This window comes from Bacteroides sp. HMSC067B03 (assembly GCF_001811315.1).
In the GTDB taxonomy this organism is placed as follows: Bacteria; Bacteroidota; Bacteroidia; order Bacteroidales; family Bacteroidaceae; genus Bacteroides; species Bacteroides faecis.
In genome coordinates this window covers 1-12,668 of sequence record NZ_KV804240.1, presented here as the reverse complement: position 1 = coordinate 12,668, position 12,668 = coordinate 1, and the positions used below count along the sequence as shown (strand labels likewise).

Below are 12,668 nucleotides of genomic sequence, written 5' to 3'. Positions count from 1 at the left end.
GTATATGGAAAAGATATGGAAAGCGGAGCAACTTGAAAAAATAGCTGCTAATACATCAATATTTAAGCATATTCCCACAGAAATCGGGAATGTGCTATACTGCGATACCAATCAGCCTGAAACCGTAAAGTTAGGTGACAAGGAAGCTAAAAAAACAAAGGTTATTGCTATTTCAATTTGTAGCATAATTTTATTATTGTATTGGTCCTTTCTTTATGAGCACTATATATGGGGAGTTATAATTACAGTGATAGCTCTGTTGGTTACTATTGGAGTTTGTGATACCACTTTTTCGGGTACAGATTACTTTGTAGGTAATAAAGGATTTGCTACAGTATCGTTTGTAGATTCAAGAGACAACATTACATCTTCCAATGTTTATCTTTTCAAGGACATGGAATATCTCTTTACTGGTGAAACCATCGTAAAAACGAATTATACCTATAGTAATACTCAATATTACTTTTCAATATTCGGTAAAGAAGATAAGGAGACCCATCAATTCAACAGAATATTTTTTGCCGAGGGTTCTTATGATGATAAACATCCGAAAGACCCAATGAATCCTAATGGTGCAAATGAAGAATACAGTATGATGAAAATGGTAGAAAAGGTATGGACAACACACTTCGTACTTGAACATTCCCAAGATGAGAAAGTCAATTTCGGCATTCTCAATAAAGAAACGTTATACTCTGATGCATTATCTATTTCTCGTAATGAAATAGATGTGTATGGGACAATATACAATCCTTCAAATACCAAAAGTATATCTACATCTAATGGAAACTTGGTCATTGAACATATTAATCATTCAAAGAAATTTTTCGGCTTTGTTGAAAAAGGAAATATTAGCAGTATTCCGTTGTCCTCATTAGGCAATCGTCAGGCATTCTTGATTTTTTTCGACAGACTTTATAGGGGATAGTATGTTTACACTTGCAAAGAGACAACAATTAGGTAATTACATAATTACATTTCAAATCAAAGAAGGTGATTATGCAGAAACCTACCGTGTGAAAGACGCTGGTGGAAAAAATCGCTTTCTCAAACTCATTAACTGTGCTAAACTCCACCGTACCCAATTTGATGCAGACGGCAACATATTGGAAGTACAGATAGCGAAATCACTTAATCATCCTAATGTTGTCAAATACCATGATAACGGCGAGGTAGTTTTAGATGGTCGCAAATTTGCTTATATCGTATTTGATTATATTAGTGGAGAGACGGTTTCACAGTACGTTGCTCGTGAAGGGTATCTTAGTGTCTATGATGCAAAGACTATCGTAATAGGCATTCTTAATGGAGTTAAATTCCTTCATGCTCTACAAGAGCCTGTTATTCACAACGAATTGACCATTCAAAACGTCATGTTGGATATGTCGAAAGGTACTAACGTACCTCGCATTATTGACTTCGGCTATGCTCGTTACCTTTCACAAGGCTCTTCCGCCTTTAATAAAAAGGGATTGAATCCATTTTATTCAGCACCAGAGGTCTTGAACGGAGTGTTTTCAGTTAAGTCTGACATTTTCTCGGTGGGTGCCATCCTTTATAATTTAATCTTTGGCATTCCACCATACTTTGTTGACTTAAGTGAGTGTAAAGATGATTTGACTGCTCAACGAGTAAAAATAGAGGCTCAACAAGAGTTGCCGTTGCACATCCCCGATGAAAACAAGTTTGAACTTGACGAACAAGTTACGAATATAATGCGGAAAGCTCTTGCAACTGATATTGCAGAACGATTTGAGTCTGCAGATGAGTTCATTCGGGCTTTGAATGGCGAAATAAAAGTCGTTCGTATAGACAATCAAAAGAAAATCAAAAGTGGGGAGTCTTCAACAAAAAAAGTTCCACATTCAGTGCCAAAAGGAAAAGGTTTTTCTGCCATTGCTGGAATGGATGAACTTAAAGAACAATTACGAGTTGAGGTAATTGATGCTCTTAACTCTCCTGAAGAGTATGCTCGCTATGGTTTGACGATACCTAACGGTATGCTACTCTATGGACCTCCTGGATGTGGAAAGACCTTCTTTGCAAAGCATTTTGCCGAGGAGGTTGGCTTTAACTTTATGTTGATTAAGCCCAGCTCGCTAAAAAGTCGTTTCGTGAATGCCACTCAAGAGAACATTGCTCAGATGTTCAAAGATGCTGAAGAAAACGCACCTACCATCATTTTTATTGATGAAATGAATGAATTGGTACCCAATCGTGACAGCGATGTACACGAGATGGCACGTAGTGCTGTCAATGAAATGCTTGCTCAAATGGATAGAACAGGAGAACGTGGTGTATTTATTATAGGGGCAACTAATTATCCCGATATGATTGACCCTGCAATACTTAGGGCTGGTCGTCTTGATAAAAAATATTATATTGGCACTCCCGATTTTAAGGCTCGTTCCTTGATGTTTGAGCTTTACCTAAAATCAAGACCGTATGATTTCGGTTTAGATTATGAAAAGCTTGCCCAACTGACAGAAAATTATGTTTCTGCAGACTTGGAAATGATAGTCAATGATGCTTCACGAATAGCTCTGCGACAGAAATCAAGAATTACAATGGCTATTCTTGAAGATGTTATTAGTAAAACCAAACCGTCATTGACAAAATCCGAACTTGACAAATATTTAAAGATAAAAGCGACAATGGTTGGTGAACAAATACAACAATCTCGTCGCAGAATCGGTTTCTAAATAAAAATGCTACGAATATGAAAACAAATGAATTATATCTCAAAACGTTGTTCTGTTGCTGTGCTTGTGATGGAGAAATTGCACAAGAAGAAGTGGGTATGATTAAAGAATTAACCGAAAACAGTACCCTTTTTCAGGACATTCAAGTAGAATACTCAATTAATGAGTACGTCAATCAAATTAATAATCAAGGAAAAGCCTTTTTGAAAGATTATCTTAGTGAACTTTCAAATGCTGTTCTTTCCGATGATGAGCAAATCACACTAATTGACCTTGCCATAAAAATGATAGAAGCAGATAAACAAGTCCTTTATTCGGAGGTTAAATTTTTCAAGAAAATCCGAAGCCGAATATCGATAAGCGATGAACAGATTCTATTAAAATTATCTGGTATAGAAGATTATTTACAGCCTGACATTTGTGCTGAAAATAAAGATTTCGAAGATATTGGAGGATTTAAACAAATATCTTTCTAATGTTTTCCTTTACCATCGATTTTTTGATTGAATGAATTTGGTGTAGCATAAAATGCCACACCAAATTTTATCGGACTGCATTTTTATATACCTTTAATAATATTTGTTCTAAATATCTTTTTCATCTGTTCACTGCCTTTTGGACTAACAGCTGTAATTTTTATTGGAAAATCATCTAATGTTATTTCTTGTCTTTCATTAAACTCATTTACAAAGTCGAATATAAGCATTTTGATGTATCATTTATTCCGCGACACATCACGAACGTTCTGCATCAATTTCCATATAGCTCTATCGCCAGCATTTGCTGACATATTCTCCAGGCCTTGGCTTATCTTTTTATACAGTACTATAAATTCTTTTTTCCACCTGCTCTTTTAGAAGTGCGAATGGATGCAAATCTATCCCTGTTCCATTCGTTATTCTTTAAATCTCCTGTGAGCCTCAACTCTCATCATTCTTCTCTCTGTCTTAAATCGTAACATATCTTCCGATGTCACGCCTTCCTTCAGGTAGGTGGCAAAGTTCTTCACAATCATGGGAATATCTTCTTCCAATAAGTAAAACTCTTTCAACACTTGTATATGAACCATAGCCAACACACTGAATGCATAGCTCAATTCTGGCAAAACCTTTATTACAAATTTTCTCGTCTGCGTCAGGTATGGATCGTTCTTGCTTTCATCAAACGATGCTCCGATTGTTTGCAGATCACAGCCCATAACATATTGTTTTAGTACCGCATACAATTTCCTTATAAAATTAACATTCAGTTCTTGTCCATCACCAAAAAGTTTCAACATCTGTTCCAAGGTGCTCTCGTAAATCAATAACTCTTTCAGTGCAACCGGTCTCTCAAACAGCCAGCAACAATAGAGTTTCAACAAGTCTATAACAGTCGAAGCCCTATCTGCATTTGATTCCTTTAACCAGTGGTAGAAATCTTCCAGTAACTGTCTGTCGATTCCAGACTTAAGGGACAACTCCAGCAATATATCTCTTCCGACCTCCCCATATTGAGATGACAGATGGACCATTTTTTCCAGAAACTCATCTGTCTCCTTCTTCCTTTTTCTAAGTTGAAAAGCATAAAGAGATTTAGACAATATCCGTCTTTCATTCTCACCTGCCAAATTCAGTTTCATCAGCACCAACTTCTGCTCCTTGTTCACCTCCGCTTCTTCCATGAGCTTTCCAAACGGATCGTTAACCGTTAGACAGTTATCACCCTTGGAGAAGATATTGTTTTTAAGCGAAAACCAGGCATCAGTTAATTCGTTGTTCTGAATTCCGATCACACTATTCGACACCAGTATGGCGGCACCTTGCGAACGGAACCCCGCTCTACCGGCCCTTCCTGCTGCATTCAGTATTTCATGGGCATCCATCTGCCCTCTACCGTCTTTATCTACATCATAACGGTCTTCACCAGCTATCAGCACCACATCTACAGGTAGGTTCACGCCTTGCGCCAAAGTAGCTGTAGCTACCATAATGTCGTGCTTGCCTCTGAACAAGGTTTCCATCACATGCCGTTCTTCTGGTAAAAGCAGCGAATGATGAGGAACGGCACCCATTTCATCTTTTATATATGTACAATTTGCATTACCAAGCTCTTCATATATACTTCTTATCTTCCTCTGTAATGTCGCTGGATATGATTGAAGTCCTATTTCTCCATCCAATTGCTTTACTAACGAATTCGCTTGCGCCGGGTTTTCCACAAACACGATAATTTTCATCCCTAAAGCCGAAAACTTCTTCGCCAGTTCCTTGGCTACCTGATTCCTGTTGCCTATCAGATTCCAGAACTTATTCACTCCTATTGTCACGTCATGGTCCAATACGGGAGTCAGATAATAATCAGCCATTTTGTCCGACTCCCATGTGTTCTGAAGGCTGAACAAACAATAAGGCGTTGCTGTAAGCCTTTTCTTCAAATTAGATGAAGGCCCTTTCCGGTTTCCTCTGTTCTGCTTATCTTGCAATGCGAGTTTCCTCAATTCCAGACATCTATCTAATGGATACACCACACAACCCTGCAACTGACTTGTAGGCTTCCACGCCATCGAGAGATTCAGACACGTTCTTCCTGTTACATCCGCAATCCACTCAGACATTTCCTTCCCATTTTCCACCATTGCAGATGATAACACAAAGTCCGCATCTGGCACAGTACTAAGAAGAGAAACCAGACAGTACATAGCGCCAAGCGATCTATGTCCGTCTTCGCCAATGATGTGAAATTCATCCATCACTACGAGTGTCACTCCCTCGAAAGCAGAAGGTTTTAGAGCTAAAAGCGTAGAGCACCGTTCTGGTGTCATCACTTTCACTGGCTCGTCATCTTCCTCTTCTGTCGTAAATTCCTTACCAAGACTTATATCTTTATATTCTTCTGTTTGTAGCAGGTGTTCCATCATACCCTTAACTTGATATTCCAAAGCATGAGTCGGAACCAAATAAACCGCCTGACCACCGACTGCCACATGCTGGAGTATTTTCAACTCTAATAGTGTTGATTTTCCCGCACCTGTGGGGAATGTTATTACCGATGACACTCCGGCTTTTAGAAAATCTTGTTCAATGGCATTTATATGATTCTGCCACAAATAAGGCCTTTGCACTATCTTGTGCAATATAAGTTCATAATGGTGCGATGTTATCAGGTAGGGTCTTACTCCCCTCAACAAAGAATGATGTTCAAGCACGTTCATTGCCATCAATAGCAGATGGCCCAATCTACTCACACCAACAAAATCAAACCTATATCCAGTTTCCTCATCTTTAAATGTAGCAAGCTGTATTACACTTCTGACATATTGTTGCCAATCTTCACCTTCCCCACCTAACAGTTTATTTGCAAATGCTTTTATTCCAACAGTCAACTGTATCCATAGCAACTCTTGAGCATAGAGTTCTAAATCCCCCACTTCCAACCTTGCCTCTTGTATTTCCAGAAGTTCTTTCAATTTACCTTTTGCTAACAAAGAAATACAGGTCTTCAGTTGCCATCCCGCATCACTTTCCCCTTCATATCTCGTTATGCGGTTAGCCAGTTCTTCCGCATCTGCTATATAGCCGCCAATGATAAACATCAGTATTGCTGCAACATCAGCAGGGATAGCATCTGTATCCAACGCCTTCGGTTGTCTTGTTTTCAGTTTATCCATCAGCTTATGCGACATAGCAGCCACGTATGCTATGGCATTCTGCTTTTCTTCAAACTTACCAGACTCAAGATAAAGTTCCAACGTAAAAGCCAGTTCGCTCAAGGTGCGATAGTCATCACCTATTTCCTCCGCTTCAAATTCGAGAATTCCAACCTCATACTTAGTTTTCAGACCAACGATATGGGCATATACCTTCGATAACAGTTGAGGCATGCGTTCTATATCAACACCCTTAACTGGTGGCAGCATTCTTAATATGTCAGCAGTTACCTTATTAAACATCCTTACTCTTCTTTGATTCCAATATCTTTATTACTTTCTGACTGAACCCTTCCATCCATTTTCTAACGTCATCCAGATTAACTGACGCCGCACATCTTCTTTTAACACCACCACCGACCTTCTTGTCATAGTCTTTGTACAAAGCCTTTCTCCCAGCCTCATCATCATGCTCCGACTGACGTGTCACACCTATTCTATACATCCAATACTTGTTGTCCACTATATCGTCTTGTATGTTTATCAGAAAATCTTCGCTTCTAATAATCGAACTCACCTCCGCCAAAACACGATTATCAAATTCGCTATTCTCGAAATTCACAAATTCTGGGTATATCTGGCTTGTAATAATACTCCTTGCGTCCTCTGTACACTTATCTTCACAGAGTACAATGTGTTTTATCATCTTCTTATCATCTATCACTAGAGCAAATCCGTCAATGCCATGCTGTGCCGGAGCAGAGTGCGGAGCATTCATAAAAACCTTGCCGCTGCCGTTATCTTCATGCAATTTAATTTTCAGCGCTATCCATGAAATCATTTGGAACAGCCATCCATCCCGTTTATATACACCAACCGTATTCAGTTTTTTGATGATGCAATCTATCGCCTTATCTTTCATTGACACAGCACTCGAATCAAGACATTCAATGACACGCGCAATGTGCAGTGAGTTGCCAAGCAATAGCTGTGCTACCCACTCCGCAAGTACATCTTCCTCCACCACATGATAGCTATTGTCTATCACTAATGGAGAACAGTCTATAAGTGTTATTTGTAGTGGATATGTATCTGTCATTTTAGTAGATGATAATTTTTGAAAGCATGTTATTAAATATCTAAATATTAGTATATTGTATTTATAAAAACTCTTAAAATTCAGCAACTTGAAAGAAATGTTTAACGGTTTTTTCCTATGAAGATTACTGATTCCAAGGACGTGGTCAAAGTTAACCAAATTCTCCTGATTATGCAAGAACATTTTGGCAATACGATGAATTTGGCCCGTATAAAGCTCATGGCCTTATGCTTCATGCCCTGTTTGGTGCAGATGGTGAGTCTGCACAAATTGGCTTCAGCGATGCCGACCCCGGTTGAGCGTGATTCCAATCTGAGACGTATTCTGCGGTTCATCACATATTATGCGTTGAGCCGATGGGGAACTTGCCATAGAAGCAATTAACAAGAAAATCTTGTTAATTCGTCAGGAGGGAAATCGCCAGGTAAAGCGCAATATTGACCATTACAATCTTGATATGATAATTGCTCTTGGGTATCGTGTTCAATATCAGGTTGCAACTCGTTTTCATCGTTGGGCTACACAGCGGTTTCACGAATATATCCCAAAAGGGGGCGCGATGGATGATGAACGCTTAAAGCAAGGCGGCACTCGCTGTTTACGTGAGTTGTTACAACGTATCAGAGATATTCGCAGCAGTGAGTACAACTTCTACCAACAAGTCACAGATATATATGCCACAGACTATGACCCACGAGACAGCATGACAAAGATGTTCTTCGCCACCGTACAAAACAAGTTGCATTACGCTGTTCACGAAAATACTGCTGCCGAAATCATATACAATCGTGTGGATAATGAAAAGCCGTTTGTAGGCATGACAAACTTCAAAGGTAACTATGTAACTAAGGATGACATGAAGATTGCTAAAAACTATTTGTCTGAAATAGAATTACAACGCTTGAACCTGCTCGTTTTCGGTTTCTTGGATTTTGCGGAGTTTCAGGCATTGGAGATGAATCCTATGACAATGAACGATTGGATAGAAGCACTGGACAGCCAAATTATAGCACACAAGCGAAAGGTTTTGATTGGCAAGGGAAACATTTCGCATAAACAGGCGATTGAAAAAGCGGAAAAAGAGTTTGAAATCTATTGCAAACGCGAAATGGAGTTGTTGGAAAGCGATTTTGATAAAGAAATAAAGAAGTTGAAAGACAATAATTCAAACTAAATCACTACCTTTGCATCAAGAAATCATCCGCTGCAACGATACGCAAAACGTAGAAGTCCAACGGTGGAGCAATAGGAGGAAATTACTCTTGCGCTGTTTCTGAAAAGTAATGATATACAGCTACTTGCGAATTTATCACGATTCCTGGTGGCACCACTTTAAACTCAGTAAGTTTCTTGAAAACCCTTGAATTAGAGATAGTTCAAGGGTTTCTTTTTACCCTCCTATCAGGCAAATAAACACATATTTAAGAATTTAGGAATTGCCCATTCAGTGGTTTTTTCCGAGTCCCTAAAAAAAGCCACCGAATACGATATATTTCACTGTTTTTCAATGATTTGCAATTATCACCTTTAGATGCAAAAGTAATACTTTTGCATAGCTGTTCAGAAGTCAAGATGAATAACAGAAAAGAGTGCAGAAATACAAAAGTAAGTTCTTTTTTAATGGTAAGCTCATAACGAGTGAAATCTAAAAAACCACCGAAAAAAAGGTGGCTTTTCATTCCATCACCATAAAAAAGCCACCGAATTTAACTCTTCAAAACATTCTTCACAACATCCGAATTTGACGAAATAACTGAATGTACCACTTTTAAAGAAAAAGATTATGGAACAATGAACATTCTTTTTTTCGTGCTCAAAACGAAATTATTGAAAAATGGAGAAGCACCGATTTTGATGCGCATCACAATCAATGGGCAATACGAAGAAACCCGTATCCAAAGAAGTATTTCACTAAAACTGTGGAATGCAGCAAAAGGATGCAGCAAAGGAAAAGACAGACTCTCTAGTGAACTGAATAACTACATTGCAGAACTAAATGCACGTGTACTTGAAAAACATAAAGAGCTTATGCTGGAGCAGGCCCTTATTACCCCTAAACTGCTGCTAAAGCGCACATTTGGGAAAGATACGGAAATGCGTACATTGCTTGGCACCATGCAACAAGAGATTGGAGAAATGGAGAAGGTTATCAATATGGACTATTCTCCAATTACCATAAACCGTTACAAGAATGTACTGAACAAACTACAAAAAGCCATTCTTAAGTTTTATGAGAAAGAAGATATTACTTTCCATGAATTAAGCCCAGAGTTTATTAAGGCGTTTGATATATACTTGAAAACAGAAGCAGGGTTATGTCGCAATACTGTTGTGCGATACATGAAATGCTTAAAGAAAATAACAAATATGGGCCTCGCTAAAGAATGGATGCGAAAAGATCCTTTCTATGGTTACAAGATGCAGCAGGATGAAACAGATCCAACATTCCTTACTTATGAAGAACTACAAACCATTATGAATAAGGAGTTCACTATTCCACGTCTCGCACTGGTCAAGGATATTTTTATCTTCGCCTTATATACCGGGTTGGCATTCATAGACGTGTATAATCTACGCCCCGAACACGTTTCAGAGAACAACAACGGTAATCTGTGGATAGTGAAACCCCGTGAAAAGACAAACAACCTCTGTAACATCCCGCTTTTGAGTATTCCAAACAGATACTTGAAAAGTATAAGAATAATCCCTACTGCATGGATAAAGGAACTTTATTACCCGTTCCCTGCAATCAGAGGATGAACAGCTACCTGAAAGAGATTGCCTACCTGTGCGGTATCAAAAAGAACCTGACCACGCATACCACCCAGCACAATTTCGAATCGGTTATCGCACTGGCTAACAACGTGTCACTGCCGAACGTGGCTAAAATGCTGGGGCATTCATCCACCCGAATGACACAGCACTACGCAAAGGTATTAGACCAAACGATATTAAGGGATATGCAAGAAGTTGAAAAACAAATTAATAATTTGGGAGACTGAATTTTTTCTGCTAAATTTGACAATAAAAACATTATAAATATAAAAGCCATGTTTGATTTTACACAAATAACACTTGTAATAGGGAAGTACAATAAAAATACTCATGCAATTGATATGTTAGGAACCGGATTCCTTATTTCTAATGAGGGTAAAGTAGTTACAGCACGGCATGTTGTAGGAAATGAAACAAATGATTTATGTGTTTTATTACCTCATATTCCGAATATAAATGTTTATCAAGACGTAACAGACTTGTCATGTCATCCTGCCACTGCTATTATTGAGGATATAAATCCAATTACTGATTTATGCATATTAAAAACGGATTTAGGATTTAATGGCAATTTACCTCCATTGGAATCATTAGATAACATTCCAGTGGGAGAGAAAATTGGTATGTTTGGATTTCCACATTGTGTTATGGGCAGAAGAGTACTGACATATCAAGAAACAGAAATTGGAGCTAAAATGTTATTAGAAACATCTGGAATCAAATCAAAATATGCAACGATTAATATACAAACAAGACCTGGACAATCAGGTTCTTTAGTGTTTAATATTAGGACTGGGGCAATTATTGGCTTATTAATAGGCACTTATGCACCTGCATCAGGAGTTATTATAGCTGGAATAAACCCTCATGAATTAAACCAAACTTCTTATTGTATTTCTGCAAATCACATAAAAGAAATGTTATGATAGAAATAGATGATTTATCACTTAACGAGTGGTATGCTTGCCTTAAACCATATCAAAAAGTTGTTATTGAACAATTAGTATCTAAATATGGAGAAGAGAAAGCAGCCGAGGAATGGTTAACAGCGAGAGGCCCCATTCAAACAGCGACATTCGGAGGTAGTCAAACCAACACGACAGATGCCCAAAGCTATTGGAGCAGGCTAAAAGATGAATTTGACAAACTCATTTGTGGACATCCTGATTATGAAAAAGAACAAAAGAAATTTTTAGCAGCAGGAAAATCTATCGGTTTGGGAAGTGTTACTGCTCTATCAAATTGGTTATCACCAATTATAGGAATGACACCTGCCATTTTAGTTCCTGCCATTATCCTAATATTACACACTACATCCAAAATGGGAGTTAAGGCATATTGTTCTACAAAGCACTTTGTTACTGAATAATTTTTGAATAATTAACAAAGCCAGCAAACAGTTTTCAAGAAACCGTGATTGCTGGCTTTCAACCAAACAATATAGAAAACAAGACAGCTATATTTCAATCTTTTAAGAAAGCAAGAAAACAAGATTCCATGTTTTCAAGATTTCATTTCTGATAGAACCCTTCCAACAAATCCATGATGTCACTTTCCCGGTAGATGATTTTTCCCGGAAGCTGCACGTACCCAGCAGCCCCGTGTCCCTGTAATCCTTCAACGTCCGTTTACTGATGCAAAGCCGCTTGCATACTTCCTCACCCGTCAGGTAATGTTTACCATTCAATACCGGGCATCTGCCCGAACCAGAATTTCATACGGAGGGAATGTTTACGGTAGTATTTAAACGTCAAATCTCTAACTCTGCCAACTATGACACAGTAAATGGCAGAGTAAATGATACTATAAACGAGAATGAACAAGCTATTCTCAATCTGCAGACAACCACTCCCGGTTTAAATGCTTCTGAAATCAGTAAGCATATCAACAAGAGTTTAAGAACGACTATGCAATATATTAAGACTTTACAAGACAAATATTTGATAGAGTTCAAGGGTGTACCTAAAACAGGAGGATATTACTTAAAAAGTAATAAAATAAATCCTTAACTTTTTAGCTTTATATAGTGTTGCAGTTGATAGCGTCGAACCAAGAATGGCTCCTATCTATTCTATACAGCTGCAACTTAAAAAAACAATTAGGACAGTGCCCCAAATTCCATAGATATTACCTCTATTTCGGTTATATCACATGATGATTTTCCTTTCATTTTTACAAGAATTTTATTACTTTTTCCACAATTAGGACATTTGATCTTTTGTGAAACAGAGAAATCATAAACATCAGAATCTGTATCAGTTTCTCCTGCATCATTAATATGTTCCCACTCAATGTCCTCTGTTGCAACATCAAACTTTTCGTGGCAAAAACCACACTTGATAGAATTAATAATTTCTCTTGCCATAATCAATATTTTAAAATGGATAATATTACCTAACAATAAATTTTACAATGATTATACCATTATATTGGGGCTGTGTCAAAACTAAGGCACATCCCCTTC

At 38.0% G+C, this 12,668-nt stretch carries 8 protein-coding genes and 5 pseudogenes; 9 read left to right on the top strand and 4 right to left on the bottom strand.

All coding sequences use genetic code 11. The features are described from left to right. Positions 1 to 4: 4 nt before the first annotated feature. The 3 genes from HMPREF2794_RS00900 to HMPREF2794_RS00890 are packed head-to-tail and all read left to right on the top strand — an operon-like array spanning position 5 to position 3,178. Complete coding sequence (locus tag HMPREF2794_RS00900) at positions 5 to 928, top strand: hypothetical protein (protein WP_070750613.1); 924 nt, start codon at positions 5 to 7, stop codon at positions 926 to 928. 1 nt (position 929) lies between these two features. Continuing rightward, entirely contained in the window at positions 930 to 2,702 is a 1,773-nt protein-coding gene (locus tag HMPREF2794_RS00895; RefSeq protein ID WP_070750611.1) for an AAA family ATPase, read from the top strand. A 17-nt stretch (positions 2,703 to 2,719) separates the two neighbouring features. Beyond that, positions 2,720 to 3,178, top strand: coding sequence for a tellurite resistance TerB family protein (locus HMPREF2794_RS00890; RefSeq protein WP_070750609.1), 459 nt, complete (start codon positions 2,720 to 2,722; stop codon positions 3,176 to 3,178). Between the two features lie 419 nt (positions 3,179 to 3,597). On the opposite strand, the gene HMPREF2794_RS00885 is transcribed toward HMPREF2794_RS00890, so the two are convergent. Both HMPREF2794_RS00885 and HMPREF2794_RS00880 read right to left on the bottom strand, forming a co-directional pair. Then, positions 3,598 to 6,633 (bottom strand): DEAD/DEAH box helicase, encoded by a 3,036-nt coding sequence (locus HMPREF2794_RS00885; protein ID WP_070750607.1) that lies wholly within the window; start codon positions 6,631 to 6,633, stop codon positions 3,598 to 3,600. Continuing rightward, positions 6,626 to 7,429 carry a hypothetical protein gene (locus HMPREF2794_RS00880; protein WP_070750605.1) on the bottom strand — a complete coding sequence of 268 codons (804 nt, stop codon included), beginning with the start codon at positions 7,427 to 7,429 and terminating at the stop codon, positions 6,626 to 6,628. Before HMPREF2794_RS00880 ends, HMPREF2794_RS00885 begins: the two co-directional genes overlap by 8 nt. Before the next feature lie 117 nt (positions 7,430 to 7,546). Here HMPREF2794_RS00880 and HMPREF2794_RS00875 point away from each other — a divergent pair. The 5 genes and pseudogenes from HMPREF2794_RS00875 to HMPREF2794_RS00850 form a co-directional block, all read left to right on the top strand. Beyond that, positions 7,547 to 7,783, top strand: a pseudogene (locus HMPREF2794_RS00875) (IS4 family transposase); the annotation flags it as partial. 1 nt (position 7,784) lies between these two features. Then, positions 7,785 to 8,603 (top strand): annotated as a pseudogene (gene rhuM, locus HMPREF2794_RS00870) (RhuM family protein); the annotation flags it as partial. Positions 8,604 to 9,220: 617 nt separating this feature from the next. Further along, a pseudogene (locus tag HMPREF2794_RS00860) lies at positions 9,221 to 10,431 on the top strand (site-specific integrase). A 48-nt stretch (positions 10,432 to 10,479) separates the two neighbouring features. Then, positions 10,480 to 11,130 (top strand): S1 family peptidase, encoded by a 651-nt coding sequence (locus tag HMPREF2794_RS00855; RefSeq protein ID WP_070750598.1) that lies wholly within the window; start codon positions 10,480 to 10,482, stop codon positions 11,128 to 11,130. Next, entirely contained in the window at positions 11,127 to 11,573 is a 447-nt protein-coding gene (locus tag HMPREF2794_RS00850) for a hypothetical protein (protein ID WP_070750596.1), read from the top strand. The genes HMPREF2794_RS00855 and HMPREF2794_RS00850 overlap by 4 nt, the downstream gene beginning before the upstream one ends. A 142-nt stretch (positions 11,574 to 11,715) precedes the next feature. Here HMPREF2794_RS00850 and HMPREF2794_RS29355 read toward each other — a convergent pair. Continuing rightward, a pseudogene (locus HMPREF2794_RS29355) lies at positions 11,716 to 11,897 on the bottom strand (helix-turn-helix domain-containing protein); the annotation flags it as partial. Between the two features lies 1 nt (position 11,898). On the opposite strand from HMPREF2794_RS29355, the pseudogene HMPREF2794_RS29350 reads away from it, so the two are divergent. Next, positions 11,899 to 12,213: pseudogene (locus tag HMPREF2794_RS29350) on the top strand (winged helix-turn-helix transcriptional regulator); the annotation flags it as partial. A gap of 89 nt (positions 12,214 to 12,302) precedes the next feature. Here HMPREF2794_RS29350 and HMPREF2794_RS00840 read toward each other — a convergent pair. Beyond that, positions 12,303 to 12,569, bottom strand: a complete 267-nt coding sequence (locus tag HMPREF2794_RS00840; RefSeq protein ID WP_139147220.1) for a hypothetical protein — start codon at positions 12,567 to 12,569, stop codon at positions 12,303 to 12,305. Positions 12,570 to 12,668: the final 99 nt, after the last annotated feature.